18 protein-coding genes and 2 tRNA genes are annotated in these 16,551 nt (G+C 69.6%); 8 read left to right on the forward strand and 12 right to left on the reverse strand.

From position 1 onward, the window contains the following. Positions 1-120: 120 nt before the first annotated feature. The 4 genes from AC1VWI_RS17120 to AC1VWI_RS17135 all read right to left on the reverse strand — a co-directional run bounded on the left by AC1VWI_RS17120 (position 121) and on the right by AC1VWI_RS17135 (position 3,336). The gene (locus AC1VWI_RS17120; protein WP_499516835.1) at positions 121-756 is read right to left on the reverse strand and encodes an ATP-dependent Clp protease proteolytic subunit; all 636 of its coding nucleotides are present in this window, start codon (positions 754-756) and stop codon (positions 121-123) included. Positions 757-855: 99 nt separating this feature from the next. After that, complete coding sequence (locus AC1VWI_RS17125) at positions 856-1,458, reverse strand: ATP-dependent Clp protease proteolytic subunit (protein WP_319156002.1); 603 nt, start codon at positions 1,456-1,458, stop codon at positions 856-858. Positions 1,459-1,699: 241 nt separating this feature from the next. Further along, complete coding sequence (gene tig / locus AC1VWI_RS17130; RefSeq protein WP_499511881.1) at positions 1,700-3,094, reverse strand: trigger factor; 1,395 nt, start codon at positions 3,092-3,094, stop codon at positions 1,700-1,702. 165 nt (positions 3,095-3,259) lie between these two features. After that, a tRNA-Pro gene (locus AC1VWI_RS17135) sits at positions 3,260-3,336 on the reverse strand. Between the two features lie 111 nt (positions 3,337-3,447). On the opposite strand from AC1VWI_RS17135, the gene AC1VWI_RS17140 reads away from it, so the two are divergent. Further along, positions 3,448-3,518 (forward strand) — tRNA-Gly (locus AC1VWI_RS17140). Between the two features lie 101 nt (positions 3,519-3,619). Here AC1VWI_RS17140 and AC1VWI_RS17145 read toward each other — a convergent pair. The 4 genes from AC1VWI_RS17145 to AC1VWI_RS17160 are packed head-to-tail and all read right to left on the reverse strand — an operon-like array spanning position 3,620 to position 6,694. Then, positions 3,620-4,732 carry a tyrosine-type recombinase/integrase gene (locus AC1VWI_RS17145; RefSeq protein ID WP_499511882.1) on the reverse strand — a complete coding sequence of 371 codons (1,113 nt, stop codon included), beginning with the start codon at positions 4,730-4,732 and terminating at the stop codon, positions 3,620-3,622. Then, positions 4,732-4,947: a helix-turn-helix domain-containing protein gene (locus AC1VWI_RS17150; protein WP_499511883.1), complete on the reverse strand. Its 216-nt coding sequence runs from the start codon at positions 4,945-4,947 to the stop codon at positions 4,732-4,734. Before AC1VWI_RS17150 ends, AC1VWI_RS17145 begins: the two co-directional genes overlap by 1 nt. Further along, a complete protein-coding gene (gene repSA, locus AC1VWI_RS17155; RefSeq protein WP_499511884.1) occupies positions 4,941-6,338 on the reverse strand; it encodes a replication initiator protein RepSA in 1,398 nt (465 codons plus the stop codon). Before repSA ends, AC1VWI_RS17150 begins: the two co-directional genes overlap by 7 nt. A gap of 26 nt (positions 6,339-6,364) precedes the next feature. Beyond that, positions 6,365-6,694, reverse strand: a complete 330-nt coding sequence (locus tag AC1VWI_RS17160; protein WP_499511885.1) for a hypothetical protein — start codon at positions 6,692-6,694, stop codon at positions 6,365-6,367. Between the two features lie 233 nt (positions 6,695-6,927). Between AC1VWI_RS17160 and AC1VWI_RS17165 the strand changes: the two genes are divergently transcribed. From AC1VWI_RS17165 to AC1VWI_RS17180, 4 genes are all read left to right on the forward strand, one after another. Beyond that, positions 6,928-7,695: a GntR family transcriptional regulator gene (locus AC1VWI_RS17165; RefSeq protein WP_499511886.1), complete on the forward strand. Its 768-nt coding sequence runs from the start codon at positions 6,928-6,930 to the stop codon at positions 7,693-7,695. A 109-nt stretch (positions 7,696-7,804) separates the two neighbouring features. Further along, on the forward strand, positions 7,805-8,377 hold the full coding sequence (locus tag AC1VWI_RS17170; RefSeq protein ID WP_499511887.1) for a hypothetical protein: 573 nt from the start codon (positions 7,805-7,807) through the stop codon (positions 8,375-8,377). Between the two features lie 661 nt (positions 8,378-9,038). After that, positions 9,039-9,188 carry a hypothetical protein gene (locus tag AC1VWI_RS17175; protein WP_499511888.1) on the forward strand — a complete coding sequence of 50 codons (150 nt, stop codon included), beginning with the start codon at positions 9,039-9,041 and terminating at the stop codon, positions 9,186-9,188. A gap of 59 nt (positions 9,189-9,247) precedes the next feature. Further along, positions 9,248-10,732 (forward strand): FG-GAP and VCBS repeat-containing protein, encoded by a 1,485-nt coding sequence (locus AC1VWI_RS17180; RefSeq protein ID WP_499511889.1) that lies wholly within the window; start codon positions 9,248-9,250, stop codon positions 10,730-10,732. Between the two features lie 543 nt (positions 10,733-11,275). Here AC1VWI_RS17180 and AC1VWI_RS17185 read toward each other — a convergent pair. Continuing rightward, positions 11,276-11,638, reverse strand: coding sequence for a hypothetical protein (locus AC1VWI_RS17185; RefSeq protein ID WP_499511890.1), 363 nt, complete (start codon positions 11,636-11,638; stop codon positions 11,276-11,278). A 323-nt stretch (positions 11,639-11,961) separates the two neighbouring features. Between AC1VWI_RS17185 and AC1VWI_RS17190 the strand changes: the two genes are divergently transcribed. Together AC1VWI_RS17190 and AC1VWI_RS17195 are read left to right on the forward strand one after the other, a co-directional pair. Next, the gene (locus AC1VWI_RS17190) at positions 11,962-12,927 is read left to right on the forward strand and encodes a magnesium transporter CorA family protein (RefSeq protein WP_499511891.1); all 966 of its coding nucleotides are present in this window, start codon (positions 11,962-11,964) and stop codon (positions 12,925-12,927) included. A gap of 21 nt (positions 12,928-12,948) precedes the next feature. Next, positions 12,949-13,323, forward strand: coding sequence for an arsenate reductase family protein (locus AC1VWI_RS17195; RefSeq protein ID WP_499511892.1), 375 nt, complete (start codon positions 12,949-12,951; stop codon positions 13,321-13,323). Here the strand turns inward: AC1VWI_RS17195 and AC1VWI_RS17200 are convergent. Beyond that, positions 13,320-14,231 carry a glutaminase gene (locus tag AC1VWI_RS17200; protein WP_499511893.1) on the reverse strand — a complete coding sequence of 304 codons (912 nt, stop codon included), beginning with the start codon at positions 14,229-14,231 and terminating at the stop codon, positions 13,320-13,322. The two genes, AC1VWI_RS17195 and AC1VWI_RS17200, sit on opposite strands and share 4 nt — an antisense overlap. A gap of 81 nt (positions 14,232-14,312) precedes the next feature. Next, positions 14,313-14,765 carry an Lrp/AsnC family transcriptional regulator gene (locus tag AC1VWI_RS17205; protein ID WP_499511894.1) on the reverse strand — a complete coding sequence of 151 codons (453 nt, stop codon included), beginning with the start codon at positions 14,763-14,765 and terminating at the stop codon, positions 14,313-14,315. A gap of 117 nt (positions 14,766-14,882) precedes the next feature. Between AC1VWI_RS17205 and AC1VWI_RS17210 the strand changes: the two genes are divergently transcribed. Beyond that, entirely contained in the window at positions 14,883-15,887 is a 1,005-nt protein-coding gene (locus AC1VWI_RS17210) for an asparaginase (protein ID WP_499511895.1), read from the forward strand. Between the two features lie 67 nt (positions 15,888-15,954). Here AC1VWI_RS17210 and AC1VWI_RS17215 read toward each other — a convergent pair whose 3' ends face one another. After that, on the reverse strand, positions 15,955-16,149 hold the full coding sequence (locus AC1VWI_RS17215) for a hypothetical protein (protein ID WP_361795409.1): 195 nt from the start codon (positions 16,147-16,149) through the stop codon (positions 15,955-15,957). Between the last annotated feature and the right edge of the window lie 402 nt (positions 16,150-16,551).

A 16,551-nucleotide genomic window follows, 5' to 3' on the forward strand; every position in this document is an offset into this window, starting at 1 on the left:
CTATCGACGGTACCTTGCCGCGCCCCCAGTGCGGGCCCCCCTTGGAGCTACTGGGCCGTGACCTGCACAACCCCGCGGCTCCAAGAGGGGACTTCTTGTCGCAGAATGCCCTGCCGGGCGTCAGACCGCGACCGCCGAACCCTTGCGGGTCGAGACGATCTGGTCGACCAGACCGTAGGAGAGGGCCTCCTCGGCCGTGAGGATCTTGTCGCGCTCGATGTCGTCGCGGATCTTCTCGATCGGGGTGCTGGAGTGCTTGGCCAGCATCTCCTCCAGCTGGGCCCGCATCCGCAGGATCTCGTTGGCGGCGATCTCCAGGTCCGAGACCTGGCCGCGGCCGGTCTCGCTGTACGGCTGGTGGATCAGGATGCGGGCGTTCGGCAGCGCCATCCGCTTGCCGGGCGTGCCGGCGGCGAGCAGCACGGCCGCGGCGGAGGCCGCCTGGCCCATGCAGACCGTCTGGATGTCGGGCTTCACGAACTGCATCGTGTCGTAGATGGCCGTCAGCGCCGTGAAGGAGCCGCCGGGGCTGTTGATGTAGACCGAGATGTCGCGGTCCGGGTCCATCGACTCCAGGCACAGCAGCTGCGCCATGACGTCGTTGGCGGAGGCGTCGTCGATCTGCACCCCGAGGAAGATCACGCGCTCCTCGAAGAGCTTCGCGTACGGGTCGTACTCGCGGATGCCCTGCGAGGTGCGTTCCACGAAGCGCGGCACCACGTAGCGGGCCTCGGCGGCGTTCGTGCGGTCGTACATGCCGCTGCCGGGGAAGTTCTGGGTGGTCACGTTCACCGTCCTGAAGATGAGCAGTGGGCTGGGGTCGGTCCTGCGGGGCAGTACGGGCGTCAGGCCCGGTCAGGCCCCGGTGCCGCCGCCGCCCGGCACGTTCACGGCGTGCGTGATGACGTCGTCGATCAGGCCGTACTCCTTGGCCGCCTCGGCGGAGAACCAGCGGTCGCGGTCGGAGTCACGGGTGATCGCCTCGACGCTCTGGCCGGAGTGCTCCGCGATGAGCTCGGCCATGCGCTTCTTCGTGCGCAGCAGCTGCTCGGCGTGGATCTTGATGTCCGAGGCCGAGCCGGCGAGGCCGGCGGAGGGCTGGTGCATCAGGATGTCGGTGTTCGGCAGCGAGAAGCGCTTGCCGGGGGTACCGGCCGTCAGCAGGAACTGGCCCATGGAGGCCGCGAGGCCCATGGCGATGGTGACCACGTCGTTCTTGATGAACTGCATGGTGTCGTAGATCGCCATGCCGGCCGTCACGGAACCGCCGGGGCTGTTGATGTAGAGGTAGATGTCCTTGTCCGGCTCGGCGGCAAGGAGGAGCAGCTGCGCGGTGATCTTGTTGGCGATGTCGTCGTCCACCGGCTGGCCGAGGAAGATGATCCGCTCGCCGAGCAGCCGGTTGTAGACCTGGTCGCCGAGGCCACCGATGGTCGGCTCGCCGGCGGCGGAAGGCATCGGAGTCGTCACGTATCCACCTGCTCGTTGTCGGACGGCGCGGACGCCGTCACAGGGTCTTCTCGTAGGGCACGGGCCCTCGTACTTACGGACCCTAACGCGCAGGTGGGGCCCAGCAATCCCCCACGCGGAACTGTTCGCTGTCAGCGCAGGCAGGGTGTAAGCGGAGAGCGAAACCGAACAGAACGGGCCCGGACGAACTGGTCGTCCGGGCCCGTCGGATGGTCCTGCGGGGCGAGGCTCAGGCCTCGGAGCCCTCACCCTTGGCGGTCTCGGCGTCCGTGTCCTCGGAGGTGGCCTCGACCGTCTCGCCGGTCTCGTCCTCCTCGTCCTCCAGGTCGACGACCTCGCCGTTGGTGTCCTTGACCGTGGCGGCCTCGACGACCAGGGCCAGCGCCTTGCCGCGGGCGACCTCGCCGACGAGCAGCGGCACCTGGCCGCCCTCGACGACCGCCTGGGCGAACTGGTCCGGGCTCATGCCGGAGGAGGCGGCACGGCGCATGAGGTGCTCGGTGAGCTCCTCCTGGTTGACCGAGAGCTTCTCGGTGGAGACGAGCTCGTCCAGGACGAACTGGGTCTTGATGCCCTTCTTCGCCTGCCCCTCGATCTCCTGGTCGTACTCCTCGCGGGTCTTGCCCTCGTTCTCCAGGAAGGAGTCCCAGTCCAGGCCCATGGCCGGGAACTGGTGGTGCTCCAGGTTGTGGACGCGGGTCTCGATCTCGTCCTTGAGCAGCTTCTCCGGCAGCGGGATGTCGACCAGCTCCAGGAGGGCGTCCAGCACCTTCTCCTGGGCCTGGGTGGCCTGGTCGTACTGCTTGATGCGCTCCTGGCGCTTCACGGCGTCGGCGCGGAGCTCCTCGAGGGTGTCGAACTCGCTCGCCAGCTGGGCGAAGTCGTCGTCCAGCTCGGGCAGCTCACGGGCCTGGACGGTGGTGACGTCCACCTTGACCTGGGCCTCCTTGCCGGCGGCGGAGCCGCCCTTGAGCTCGGAGGTGAAGGTGGCCGAACCGCCGGCCTCCAGGCCGGTCACGGCCTCGTCGATGCCGTCGAGCAGCTGGCCGGAGCCGATGGTGTAGGTGACGCCGCTGGCGACGCCGTCCTCCAGCACCTCGCCCTCGACCGAGGCCTCCAGGTCGACGACGACGACGTCGCCGTCGGCGGCGGCACGCTCCACGACGGTGGTGGAGGCGAAGCGCTCCCGCAGCTGCTCCAGGGCCTTGTCGACGTCCTCGTCGGACACCTCGACGGCGTCGACGGTGACCTCGATGCCGGAGTAGTCCGGGATCTCGATGACCGGGCGGATGTCCACCTCGGCGGTGAACTTCAGCTCCTGGCCGTCGTTGAACTCGGTGATGTCCACCTCGGGCTGGCCGAGGACGTTGAGCTCGCCCTCGTTGACCGCCTCCGTGTAGAACTTCGGCAGTGCGTCGTTGATGGCCTCTTCGAGGACCGCGCCACGGCCGAACCGCTGGTCGATGACGCGCGCGGGGATCTTGCCCTTACGGAAGCCCGGCACCGTGACCTGCTGGTTGATCTTCTTGTACGCCGCGTCGAGGCTGGGCTTGAGCTCCTCGAAGGGCACCTCGACAGTGAGTCGAACCCGGGTCGGGTTCAGAGTCTCGACGGCGCTCTTCACGGTTGGGTCTCCTTGGGGGCTTTACGTTGATGGGCGGCCGCTCGGCGATCGTGCGGGGCGGCTGGTGTTCGACCTGGCTTTTCCGCGTTTCAGTGGCCGACGACCCATCCTACCGGTACCACAATCCTGCGGCCGGGCCCTGCTCGGCACAGGGCGGCCGAGCACTGGTCGGGGTGGCCGGATTCGAACCGACGACCTTCCGCTCCCAAAGCGGACGCGCTACCAAGCTGCGCCACACCCCGTCGGTGCGACACGTAGAGTACATGCCTCCGCACACCCTGACGGCCATATGTGCCGTGCGCGGGAGCCGGGTCGATCGGCTACGATCTGATGTGCCAGAATGACTGGCCGTTGCGGGCGTAGCTCAATGGTAGAGCCCCAGTCTTCCAAACTGGCTACGCGGGTTCGATTCCCGTCGCCCGCTCTGCAGGACGAAGGCCCAGGTCAGGGGAGCTTTTCCCCGGCCTGGGCCTTCGTCGTTCCCGGCCCGATCCGGGCCGCCGTGCCACACACGTGCCACACGGGTCACGTCGGCCGTTGGCGAGCGGACTCGATGAGGGCACTCACGGCGTCCGCGATCACGCGTTCTCGCTGGGCGCTGGCGTGCTGATAGATCAACGCGGCACGAGGCGAGCTGTGCCCCATCCGGGTCATGAGTTCCTTCGTGCTCGCGCCCGTCGAGGCCGCCAGGGTGTTGCCGGTGTGGCGGAGGTCGTGGAAGTGCAGGCCCTTGACGTTCACCGCCGCGCACGCCTTGCGCCACAACCTGTTGAAGTGGTTCCGCCGGGGCGTAGCGCCCTTGGGCCCTTTGAAGACACGCCCGTCCGGCCCGGTCTCGGCATAAATGCGCAGATGACTGACCACCTCGGCGTGGATCACGGCGGGAATGCCCACGGTGCGGGCGCCCGCTTCGCTCTTCGGCTGCTTGATCAGCCTTTGGCCACTCTGCAACTCGGCGACTGCCCGGCGCACGCGGATCGTCCCCGCGTCGATGTCGATGTCCCGCCGACGCAGGCCCACCAGCTCACCCCAACGGAGGCCACACAAAGCCGCGATCAACACCAGAACGCGGTAGCGCGGCTGGATCGCTCCCGCCACGGCGTAGACCTCCGCCACGGTCGCAGTCGGGCGCTCAGGGGTTGGCGCCTTGCTCGCGCCCTTGATCCGGCACGGATTGCGGCGGATGACCCGGTCCTCGGCAGCCGTAGTCAGGATGGCCCTGAGCAGGGCATACGCTTTCGCAACGGTAGACGGGCCGACGCCCGCATCCAGCCGGTCAGCCCGCCAGGCCCGCACGCCGGCGGGGGTGATGTCGGCGACGGGGACCGCCTCGAAGGTCGGCCCCAAGTGCAGGCGGAGCAGTGACCCGTACAGCTCCGCCGTCCGCGGGCTCACACCCCGCTCAGCGATCCAGGTTCGGGCGTACACGCCAAACCGCACCGCGCCTACGTCAGGATCGATCCACTCACCTCGGCGCACCTCGGTCTGCTTGTCGGCCAGCCAGTCGTCCGCCTCCCGCTTCAGCCGGAAGGTGTTGGGCGCAGGACGCATCTGACCGTCCGGGCCCCGATAGCGAGCCTGATAGCGGCCGGAGGCGAGCTTGCGCACACTGCCGAACTGCCGTTTCTTCCCAGCCATTACGCCACCACCCGCAGACCTGGAGCCGCAGCGGCCGGGCGTACCGTGTTCGACGCGATGAACGCGGACACGGCGCTCTCGGGGATGCGGACGTGGCGGCCGACCTTGACGAAGGCGATCCGGCGTTCCTCGATCAGGCGGCGGGGGAAACGGACGCTGGTCCCCAGCAGTTCCGCAACTTCCTGCACGGTCAGGAGTCGATCCACGCTCACCACTCCCCCGGCTCATCGTCGGGCAGGTCGGCGAGTGCTTCGCGGGCAGTGTCGCGGTTGGTGCCGATGTCCCGGGCGATCGAGGCGGCGAGCCAGGACTCTCCCGGCGTGTGGCCGTGTCCGGCGTAGGTCCAGTGGGCGAGCACGAGCGTGGAACCCTCCAAGGTGTCGTCGGGGTCGGGTAAGCCGCGCTGCTGGCGTTCCTGGCGGGCGCGGTAGTCGGCGCGGACCTGGCGCAACGCGGTGAGGGTGGTGGAGTAGCGGCGGGACTTGGTGGAGAAGTGGCCGCGGAAGCCGAGCATGTGGGCCCACTGCGCGAGCTTGCGGTCCGGGTAGTGCGGGTCGAGGTCGAAGCAGGCTTCGATCAGGCGGCGTGTGTGCGCGGGCAGGTCGGTCAGGTTGTCCAGCTCCGCCAGTTCCCCAATGCGGCGGTCCACGGTGCCGGTGGTCTCGGCTGCTTTGGTGGCGTACTTGGCCACGTAAGCGGCGACGGCCTGTTCCGTCAGCTCCTGGCCGTCGTCGGCACCGATGGGGCGGACGTCGACCTGCTTGCCCCAGCGCAGGACGCGGGCCGGGTGGGTGCCGGCCACCGAGGGCAGCGGGACGGAGACCCGTCCGGCAGCGGCGCGGATCGCGGCATCCAGCAGCGCCACAGTCGCCCATGGCGGCGGGGCGTCGTCGGGTCCGGCAGGGCCGTCGAGGCGGACGATGGCGTGGAAGTGCACGGCGCCACGCTTCTGGTACTCGGCGACCTTGCCGAAGGAGACCCGGCACGCCTCCTGCATGGCCGTCTGGGAGAGTCCGGCGCGGGCGGCAATCTCTCGGCGCAGGTAGATGGTGAAGCGCCGCCATAGGTCGCCCGCGTGGTTGTTCCACAGCACCGCGCCCGCGTAGTCGTACCGCTCGGGATCCAGCGGGGTGCCGATCGCCGGGTCATGCTCACCATGGGCGACACCGCAGCGGCAGCGGCCGGTGTCGGGGCGGTTGTGGACCGGCCCGAACGAGGGAGCCGTCAGGGTGGCGAAGACCTTGGGATGGGTGCGGACCGAGACCGGCACGTCCTTGCGCTCATCCCCGGTGAGCCCCGCGCGGATGAGGTGGAAGGTGTCGCCCGCGTAGGTCCAGGCGCACGAGGGGCAGCGAGAAGCACGGCGGTTGCCGCACGCCACCCGTAACCGGCCCCCGGGCTCCCCCTCGGTCGAATACGAGTACAGGACTTCCCCGGACTTGGCGTCACGGGTGACGGTCAGTCCTTGCAGGTGGATCGGGTCGGCGCAGCCTCCGGTGCGCTGGATCTGTTCGCGCCAGCGCTCGAACCCCGGATCGTTGGCGACCCGCAGCGCGTCGGCCAGGGTCAGCGGCTCAGTGCCGCAGGCGGCCGCAACATCAGCCACGGCCGCCGGGGCAACCTGCGTCAAGGTCACGCGACCACCGCCATCACGGCATCCGGGACCAGGGCGCGCAGCCGTTCGATGTGGGCGGTGAAGCGGGCCTGCGTCCGGTCGCTGAGGCCCTGCGCGGGCAGGCTGGCCGGGGTGTACTCCTCCAGGCCCGAACCGACGCACGTCTCGCAGAAGATGCACGGAGACAACTCCCCGGCCCAACCGGTCCCCTCGCAGTCCGCGCAGGGACCCCAGGGACGGGAGGTCAGCCAGTACAGGCAGTCGGCCGGGACGGCACACCGGGTCTCGCCGCAGGCCGCGCAACCGCGCCCGGAACCAGACCGGACAGTGAGAGCAGATTCAGGCATGATGGGAACTCCCCTTTGTGGGATCAGGGAGCGACGCATCTGCTTGGCGGTAGGGGCGTCGCTCCTTCTCGTTGACCGAACGGCCGATGATCACTCTCAGGCGTGAAGCATCTACTAAAGGAAAGGTTATAACGAGTAGGACGACTTACCAAGGGTGCGCTGAGGTCTATCTATCGGCTCTTAGGGGACGCATGGTCTACTTGTTCTATCGAGTAGACGGAGAGACCAGCGCGATGGCCACATTCCAGGGGCGACCGGCGTACTTGCAGATCGCCGACGACATCCGACAGCAGATCACCGGCGACACCCTGCGCGCCGGAGACAAGCTGCCGTCCGAGTCCGAACTGATGAGCGACTACGGCGTATCGCGCATCGTGATCCGCAACGCGGTGGAAGTCCTGCAGAACGAAGGCTTGGTCCTCAAGCAGCAGGGCCGGGGCACCTTCGTCCGCGAGCAACGCCCCATGCGCCGGCGGGTCCTCGGCGACCTCTACGGCAAGAGACCGACCAGCTCACCTATGAAGCGCGCCACCGAAGCCGAGGGCCGCCGCTCCGAATGGGAGTACCAGAGCCGCCGCACCACGGCGACGAAGGCGATCGCCGAGCGTCTCGGCATCGAGCCGGGCGACCCGGTGACGCGGACCAACTACCGGTTCTTCGCAGACGACGAGCCCATCATGCTGTCCACCTCATACGAAGCACTCGCCACCACCGAGGGGACGCCCGTCGAGCAGCCGGAAGGCGGTGCGATCACCGGCGTGGTCCCCCGCATGGACGCGATTGGGCTGCACATCACCCACGTGACCGAGGACGTGAACGCCCGATCTCCGCGCCCATACGAGAGCGAGTCCTTGCAGATCGCGCCCGGCGTGCCCGTCATGGCGATCACCAGGACCTACTTCGCCGGAGAACGCCCGGTCGAGACCGCCGACATCATCGTCGCAGCCGATCGCTACACGCTGACCTACAACGTGCCGGTGCCACCAGCCGACGAGGCCTGACCAGCCCTGATGATTGGCTGCTCAACAGCGAGGGAGACGGCGTTGGCTCCGTTCGGCATTCAAACAATCTCGGATGCCTGGGCCGGTGAAGGGCCACGACAATCGTGAGATGCGGTCGCCCAAGCTCACTGAGGATGAATATGAGAGATCGGTCGAAAGTCTGCGCGGTGCACGCCTTGTAGAAGTGACCTACTACCCGCTGAGCTGCGGTGACGATGGCACCGAGGTCGAGGAGTGGGACTTCGGAGTGTGGCACGAGCCCACGATGGGCGTCGGCTTGCTCGCCGAGAACGGCACGTGCTATTCGGCAGTGTGGGGCCATAGTTTTGACTACTACGGTTTGGAGGTCTTCCGAGAGCCCATGTCCAGCCACCTGGGCATGATCGGACAGCCCGGAGGGACGCCAGCCGTGGTTGTAACTGACCATCCCTCTTGGTCAGGGCTCATCGGAGTTCCGCTGGTGGGCGCCTACATCCTCTGGTCCGAGGGCGACTCCGGACTCCGGCTGCCGGTTGCTGTCGAGCTTCGTGCACCTGCTACCACAGCGTGGCTTGTCTCTGGCCGTTCGGTCCAGTGGCCGCCAGACGGGCGTTTCTGGCTCGGAACCGACGACGTAATGACCGTGTTCACGCACGAGGCCGCTACCGCCGTCGGTCTCTCTCCGGGAAGTACAGAAGGCTGACGACGATGGTCAGCGATGTCAGCCCAGCCGAGGTGAGGATGGGCGCAAGCACTGGAGCCGCCGCAGCGTCAAGCATCAGGTGAAGCCACACATGGCCGCCTGACCAGGCCTGTTACAGGTTTCTCTACCTCATCAAGGCGCTCCCGCCGCGCACAGCGCGGCGGCGCGCGGCCCGGCGCCTCGGGCCGACGCTCCTGCCTTCGTCCCGCTCTGGCCCAGCCGCCGGCCGCCCGCCAGACGGCGAAGGGGTGCTGAGTGGAAACCCGCTGCGGCTGGGGCGGTCGGCTCCGCGGCTTTACGCAGCCGCCATGGGGCGAGCCTCGAAGATCGGGGCCCACATCGGGCTATTGCGGGCAGGTCCAGAGACTGCCCGAGTCGCGGCAAGCTTACGGGCCCCGATCTCTCGCCCCATGGCAGCTCCCGCCCAAAGCCGCTACGTCGCCCTCGGTTCGATGGCCAGCAGGCGGTGGGTCCTGACCGGCACAGGCAGTCGGCTACGAATGACGGGGCCGGTCGGTCTGCGTAAAGACGCCGGTGACCGTGTGCCCTGGGACGAGGTAGCGGTCGGTGTGAGGCAGTCCACGAGACGTCCCTCGTATAGCGTCCATAGACCGAAGCAGTCTGCAGCTGGGGCTGTACAGCAGCGGAGTCAGCAACCACCGTGACCGAGGGCGACCGGCAACTCCGCCGCCGCGGACGCTGGACCTCCCCGGCGGTCCGGGCCGTCCTCGACGCGCTGACCGACCACTTCTCGCGCCACGGCCCGACGCATGATCCGCACAACCAAACCGGGGGCTCGGCGGTCGAGTAGGTCACTTGCGTCTCCCGGCAGGGGCGGAGAGGCAAGTGACTGGACGGAGGGGAGACTTGATGCGGTCCCGCAGATCTGGCGTGGTCCCGTTCCTCACGGTGGTGGCGGCGCTCCTGTGCGGGGTGGCGGCGTGCTCCGGGGGACCTCCGTCCGGCAAGCCCCGGGCCACGGCCACCACCCGTGCCCTCGACAACGCCCCGCCCTCGGGCCCCAGGGTGACCAACCGCTTGCCCCGCGCCGACTTCAACGGCGACGGCTACAACGACGTGGCTGTCGACACGCCCGGGGGCAGCGGCGGCGGAGCCGGTGGGCCGACGGTCGTGGTGATGTACGGCAACGAGGACGGCCTGGACGGCCGCCACCGCACCGTCCTCACCCACGGCAGCCCCCACGTTGCGGGCCAGTCGCGCTTCGGCCTCGCCTCGTCCGGGCCGGACATCGCCTGGGGCGACCTCGACGACGACGGCTACACCGACCTCGCCATCTCCAGGACCGTCTACTGGGGCGGACCCGACGGCGTCACCAGCGGCACGGTGTTCGGAAGACCCACGCGGCCCGGTCTCGCGGCGCACAACGTCATCAGCCTGGCGATCGGCGACTTCAACGGCGACAGCCGCGACGAGCTCGCCGTGGCGTGGTGGGGCGTCGAGGTCCCCGACGTGTGGATCTACGTGAACGGCTTCACCCGCAAGGGCCCCCGGCCCGGCATCCACCGGCTCCCGCACGACCCCGACATCCCCGGCGACATGGGAGGCCTCCACAACATGGTCCTCACCGCGGGCGACGCGACGGGGGACGACATCGCAGACCTGCTGATCAACCCCCAACCTCGGGAGGGCGCGACGAACGACCGGCCGCTGGCACCCGTCCTGCTGTACGAAGGCACCAGGCAGGGTTTGCGGAAGACCGGCGTGATCTCCACCGGTGACTCCGTTGTGCTCGGGGACATCGATCACGACGGCTACGTGGACATCGCCGTCGGGGACTCCGAGTTCCGTTCCCCCGACCCTGGCCTGCGAGTGAGCGTCACCTACGGCAGCCCCGACGGCCCGGGCAAGGGGCGCCGCGACCAGATCGTCAACGCGCAGTCCCCCGGCATCCGCTCGTACGGGAAGTCCGGATTCGCCCCCCGAACCATCGCCCTCGGCGACACCAACGGCGACGGCTACGCCGACCTGGCCATCGGCTTCCCCGGATACACCGCGGACCCTGCCACCAACGCCGGCAGGGTGCTGCTCCTGCCCGGCTCCGGCAAGGGCCTGGTGACCACACGCGGTCAGGTCCTCAACCAGGACACACCCGGCGTCCCCGGCCGCAGCGAGACCCGCGACCGCTTCGGCGAGCGCCTGCTCCTCAGCGACGTCGACAACGACGGCAGGACCGACCTCGTCGTCTCCGCCCCCGGGGAGAACAAGGACACCGGGAGCGTCCTGACGTTCCGCGGCACGACCACGGGCCTGAGCACCGACGACGTCCGCCTGTTCGCCCCCGCGGCCTTCGGCGCCGCCAAGGCCTACCGCCTCGGCACCCGCCTCGCCGGCTGACCGCCGGGGCGGGACACCGCACACACCTGAAGGAGCGCTCGATGCGAGCCCGGAGACGCACCGCCCTCTGCGCCACGGCCACCGCACTGGCGCTGCTCGCGGAGATCGCCGGGTGCTCCGGCGCAACGAAGGGCGCCGAAACGCGACCGGGAACCGGCGACCATGCCCGGCAGACCCCAGCGACCGTCGCGCCCATAGTTCGCATCGAGGGGATCGGGCGTGCCATAGCCGTGCCAGGTGAGGCGGTGCCAAACGGGGAGCCACGGGGAACAGCAGTGAAAGCGCCGCGTTGCCGCAGGTCAGCGTCCGCCCAGGTGAGCGGGGACCGCAGCCTCAGTCTTCCAAACTGGCTACGCGGGTTCGATTCCCGTCGCCCGCTCTGCAGGACGAGGCCCCAGGTCAGCGACGTGTTCGTCGGCCTGGGGCCTCGTCCGTTCCCCGCCCCACGAAGCCCGTGGACGTGCGGGCCACCTGGCGGACCACCCCGACGGGGTGGCGCGACCGGGGTGGGGGCCGGCCGCGCCCGGGTGGTGGGCTGGGGGATCAGTTGTTGAAGACCGGGATGTTGTTGTTCACCCCACCCCCGAAGAAACCGCCACCCCCGTTGTTGAAGACCGGGATGTTGTTGTTCACCCCACCCCCGAAGAAACCACCGCCGCCGTTGTTGAAGACCGGGATGTTGTTGTTCACCTGGCCCCCGAAGAAGCCACCGGTGTTGTTGAAGAGGGGGATGTTGTTGTTCACCCCGCCGCCGTCAGCGACGTGAAGGCTGTGCTGCTGGGGTGCCGCCTGGACGGCGCTGACGTGGGCGGGGGCGGCCGCGAACGCGCTGGTCGGGAGCAGGGCGCCACCGGCGGCGAGGGTGGTGGCGGCGGTCAGCATGACGATCTTGCGGGTGCGGGACATGACAGTTCTCCTCAGGCGATGCGGGGCGGGGATTCCGGATGACCCCTTTTCGGGTATTCCGGCACCGGGGGGAATGTCCCGGTGGTTCCTTTCGGTCGGTATTGCGCGACCTCTTGACTCCAGTAAGCCCCGGCGTTCCGCCCGCGTCACGTCGCTGCATTTCGGGGCTTGACATGCGACCGGGGGCTGGTTAAAAGACGGCCCGCCGGTACGCGGATCCCCTGGACCGGGCACCTCCGCATGCGTGGACGCCGGAGTCTGCGCAGGCTGGGTGGTGTGCCGGTGATCCACGGTGAGAAACGATGATCGTTACGGTGGTGTCGATGCCCGAGGGCACCGTCGCCCGCGCCGCCGTGTCGGAGGCGCGGGAGCGGCTCGCGGCGTCGCGCTTCCTGCTCGTGGACATCGAGGTGCCCGGGGAAGGACGGCCCGACGAGGCGCCGATCGCCCACGAACTCGGCTTGGAGGCCGAGGACCTGGCGTGGCTGGGCAGGGAGGGCGAGAGCGCGCGGGCGGAGTTCCACGGGGACAACGCCCGGTTCGTCGTACCGGTCATCGAGGACGACGAGGTCGCCCACCTCCACGTCTTCGTGACCGGGCGGTACCTGGTCACGGTCCACCGAGGTCCGAACACGGTCGTCGGGCGGTTCGTCACCCGGCTGCCGCACGAACGGCCCGCGGACACCACCGCCGCGCTCTTCCTGCTGCTGGAGGACGCCCTGGAGACCTTCCGCAAGTCCGCCGTGGAAGCGCTGCTGCAGGTGGAGGACCTCGAGGACGAGATGTTCGAGAGCCGGAACCCGCAGCAGGTGTACCGGCTGGCGCAGCTGCGGCGGCGCGCGGCGCTGCTGCACCACTCCCTGCTGCCGTACCTGCAGGCGACCGACGAGACCATCACCCGGCGGATGATGAGCGGCAGCTTCCCGGAGGAGCGGCAGCGGCTGGCCACCTCGTACCAGCGGGCCGCGCGGATGGTGCTCTCCAGCATCGAGTCGCTCCAGGACGCCGCCCGGCGGGCGTTCGCCAGCTACTCCTCCCTGGTGTCCGGCGAGCAGAACGGTGTGATCAACCGGTTGGCCATCGTGTCGACGATCTTCCTTCCGCTGACCTTCCTGACCGGCTTCTTCGGCATGAACTTCACGTACATGACCGACGAGTTGGAGAGCAAGGTCGTCTTCTGGCTGCTCGCCGTGGGACTGCAGGCGCTCGTCCTGTCGGTCGCCGTCTACGTGCTCCACCGCACCCGCATCTGGCGCAGACTGCGCGACGACGGGCGCGACGACCGCTGAGCGCCTCACTACATTGGCGGCATGGAGATCTGGATCAACCCCGCGTGCTCGAAGTGCCGCTCCGCGCTGCACCTGCTGGACGAGGAGGGCGCGCAGTACACCGTGCGGCGCTACCTGGAGGATCCGCCCGACGCGGACGAGATCCGGGCGGTGCTGGAGCGGCTCGGGCTGGAGCCGTGGGACATCGTGCGGACCCAGGAGGCCGAGGCGAAGAAACTGGGACTGAAGGAGTGGCCGCGCGAGCCGGGTGAGCGGGACCGCTGGATCGGGGCGCTGGCGGCGCACCCGCGGCTGATCCAGCGCCCCATCATCACCGCCGAGGACGGCACGGCGGTGGTCGCGCGCTCCGAGGAGGCGGTGCGGGACGCGCTGGGACGCGCCCCGGGCTCCGTCTAGAACACCGACAGCCCGGTGGCGGTGGTGAACGCGTCGAGGGCCGCCATGGCGCCGACGGAGTTGCCGGCCGGGTCGAGGCCGGGGCTCCAGGCGCACAGGGCGCCCCGGCCCGGGAGGACGGCGAGGATGGCCCCGCCGACGCCGCTCTTGCCGGGCAGGCCCACGCGGTAGGCGAACTCCCCCGCGGCGTCGTAGGTGCCGCAGGTGAGCAGCACGGCGTTGAGGCGTTTGGCGTCGGTGCGGGACAGCAGCCGGCTGCCGTCGGCGCGCAGTCCGGGCCGGGCGAGGAAGCCGCCCGCGAGGGCGAGGTCGCGGCAGGAGGCCTCGAGGGCGCAGTGGGCGTAGTAGTGCTCCAGGACGGTGTCCACGGGGTTGTGCAGGTTGCCGAAGTGCGCGAGGAAGTGCGCCAGGGCGGCGTTCCGGTGGCCGTGGGCGGCCTCGGAGGCGGCGACGGCGGGGGCGGTGGCGAGGGCAGGGTTGCCCGACTCGGCGCGCAGCAGTTCGCGTACGGCGCCCGAGGCGTCGCCGGTGAGGGTCAGCAGGGCGTCGGTGACGACCAGGGCTCCGGCGTTGATGAAGGGATTGCGCGGGATGCCCTGCTCGGTCTCCAGCTGGATGAGCGAGTTGAAGGGGTTGCCGGAGGGCTCGCGGCCGACGCGGCGCCACAGGGCGTCGCCGCCGTGGTGGAGCGCCAGGGCGAGCGTGAAGAGCTTGGAGACGCTCTGGACGGAGAACGGCTCGGCGAAGTCCCCGACGCCGTGGACCTCGCCCCCGACGGTGGCCAGGGCCATGCCGAAGGCGCCGGCGTCGGCGGCCGCGAGGGCGGGGATGTAGTCGGCGACCTTGCCGCGGCCGAGCTCCGGAAGGGCCGCGGCCATGGCCTGCTCGAGGAAACGCTGGTAGTCCACCGGCCCATTGAACCCGGACCCCGGCGAACGCTGGCCCTAGCCGACCGGCACATTGAACCCGGACCCCGGCGAACGCTGGCCCTAGCCGACCGGCACGCCCTGCGGGCCCTTGATCCGCTTCATGATCATCTGCGAGTTCACCTCGCTCACGCCCGGCAGGGCGATCAGCTTCTCGGTCCAGAAGCGCTCGTAGGCGTCGCTGTCGGCCACCGCGATCCGCAGCAGGCAGCCGGGCGCGCCGTAGAGCCGGTAGGCCTCGACGATGTCGGGGATGGCCTGCACCTGCTCCTCGAAGGCGGCGACGGACTCGCGGTCCCGCCGTACCTCGACGGAGGCGAAGACCTCGAAGCCGCGGCCGACGGCGGCCGGGTCCACGACGGCCCGGTAGCTCTGGATCACCCCGTCCTCCTCCAGCTGGCGCACCCTGCGCAGGCACGGGGAGGGGGTGAGGCCGACGCGGGCGGCCAGTTCCTGGTTGGTGAGCCGGCCGTCGGCCTGGAGCTCGCGCAAGATTCTTCTGTCGATGGCGTCCATGGGGGCGATAGATACCACGCCTGGCCGATCTACGCGGGCTGATTGGCAATCCGGTGCCGGGGTTCACCGCATATCCTTGCCGCGGAGGAGTCAGGCGAACACGCGAGTGAGGGACACGTGAAGCACATCGTCGTGATCGGCACCGGCGGCACGATCGCCAGCCGGTGGCAGGGGGCCGGGTACGCGGCCGAGGCCGCCGGCCACGAGGTGCTGGCGGCGGGCGCGGTCCCCGAGGGGGTCGAGGTGACGGTGCGCGACCTGTTCACGGTGAACAGCTCGCGGCTGACCTCCGCCCACCAGCTGGAACTGCTGCGGACGGTCCACGAGGTGCTGGCGGACCCGGGCGTGGACGGCGTCGTGGTGACCCACGGCACCGACACCATGGAGGAGTCCGCCTTCCTCCTGGACCTCCACCACGGCGACCGGCGCCCGGTGGTCCTCACCGGCGCCCAGCTCCCGCTGGACGCCGTGGACGGGGACGCGGCGGGCAACCTCTACGACGCGCTGCTGACCGCCGCGACCGGCGAGGACATCGGCGTGGTCATCGCCTTCGGCGGCTTCGTGCACGCCGCCCGGGGCACGGTCAAGGCGCACACCCTGGACGTCCAGGCCTTCGCCGACCCCTCGGGCCGGCCGCTGGGACGGGTGAAGTTCGGCGAGATCGCCTGGGGCGCCCCGCGGCCGCGTGCCGCGGCGCTGCCGCTGCCGGACGCACACGTCACGGCTCCGCGCGTCGACGTCGTCATGCACCACGTGGACGCCGACCCCGTGCTCTTCGAAGCCGCGCTGGGTGCGGGGGCCCAGGGCATCGTGCTGGTCGGCACCGGCGCGGGCAACGCGACGCCCGATTTCGTGGCGGCGGTCCGCCGCGCGGTCGACGCCGGGGTGCTGGTCGCCGTGAGCACCCGGGTGGCGGCCGGGCCGGTGGCGCCGATGTACACCGGGGGCGGCGCGGTGGACCTCGTCGCGGCCGGCGGTGTGCTGGCCGGGACGCTGCGCGCGGGGCAGGCCCGCATCGCCGTACTGGCGGCGCTGCTGTCCGCCCGGGGCCCGCAGGAGCGGGCCGCCGCACTGCGCCGCATCATCGGGACGGCCGAGGACCGCACACCGGCCGTCGCCTGACTCCCCGTCACCCGGCGCGGCCACCGCGCCGGGTGACGGGTGACCTGTGACATGTGACGGGGACCGCTCAGAGGTTTATCTGGTTGATGGTGTCCGCCAACGAGTCGAGGAACTTGTTGATCGCCGGCGCCATGCCCGTGGAGGCAAGGAAGAAGCCGAAGAGCGCGGCGACGATGGCCGGACCGACCTTGAGCGTCTTGCCCCTTATCAGGACGATCATGATGATCGCCAACAACAGCACCACGGACAGGGAGATGGCCACTGGGGATCACATCCTCGGTCTGACGCCTCACCGTTCCGGGGGAGCAACGCAGCCGCACCCCCGCGACGTCCATCGTGCCACCTGCCACCGACACCGTGACCCCGCGGGACACCCCTTCCCCGCGCGCCGGGGTCGCACACCTGTGACGCAGGACATCGCGATCACTTCTGATCACTTCGGATGAGGACAATCTCGCAATTGCACGGCACGTTCGAGTGAATTTCCCCCAAACTATTTCCCCGCACATGCACTTGCCACACAAACGATCATCAAAAAACCTGCACAGACGTCAACCCGTCTGCCGATATGCCCCGTTCAACCCTTATATGACTGCCCATAGCGTCATGGAACGGGCAGTGGCATGACACAGGCATTCCGGGGTAGCAGCGCCGCTACCGCCAT

Source organism: Streptomyces sp. TOM-9 (assembly GCF_056858595.1).

Coding starts and splice junctions, on each gene's coding strand:
- AC1VWI_RS17120 (WP_499516835.1), bottom strand. CDS start 756: ATGTACGACCGCACGAACGCCGCCGAGGCCCGCTACGTGGTGCCGCGC.
- AC1VWI_RS17125 (WP_319156002.1), bottom strand. CDS start 1,458: ATGCCTTCCGCCGCCGGCGAGCCGACCATCGGTGGCCTCGGCGACCAG.
- AC1VWI_RS17145 (WP_499511882.1), bottom strand. CDS start 4,732: ATGGCTGGGAAGAAACGGCAGTTCGGCAGTGTGCGCAAGCTCGCCTCC.
- AC1VWI_RS17160 (WP_499511885.1), bottom strand. CDS start 6,694: ATGCCTGAATCTGCTCTCACTGTCCGGTCTGGTTCCGGGCGCGGTTGC.
- AC1VWI_RS17165 (WP_499511886.1), top strand. CDS start 6,928: ATGGCCACATTCCAGGGGCGACCGGCGTACTTGCAGATCGCCGACGAC.
- AC1VWI_RS17170 (WP_499511887.1), top strand. CDS start 7,805: ATGCGGTCGCCCAAGCTCACTGAGGATGAATATGAGAGATCGGTCGAA.
- AC1VWI_RS17180 (WP_499511889.1), top strand. CDS start 9,248: ATGCGGTCCCGCAGATCTGGCGTGGTCCCGTTCCTCACGGTGGTGGCG.
- AC1VWI_RS17185 (WP_499511890.1), bottom strand. CDS start 11,638: ATGTCCCGCACCCGCAAGATCGTCATGCTGACCGCCGCCACCACCCTC.
- AC1VWI_RS17190 (WP_499511891.1), top strand. CDS start 11,962: ATGCCCGAGGGCACCGTCGCCCGCGCCGCCGTGTCGGAGGCGCGGGAG.
- AC1VWI_RS17195 (WP_499511892.1), top strand. CDS start 12,949: ATGGAGATCTGGATCAACCCCGCGTGCTCGAAGTGCCGCTCCGCGCTG.
- AC1VWI_RS17205 (WP_499511894.1), bottom strand. CDS start 14,765: ATGGACGCCATCGACAGAAGAATCTTGCGCGAGCTCCAGGCCGACGGC.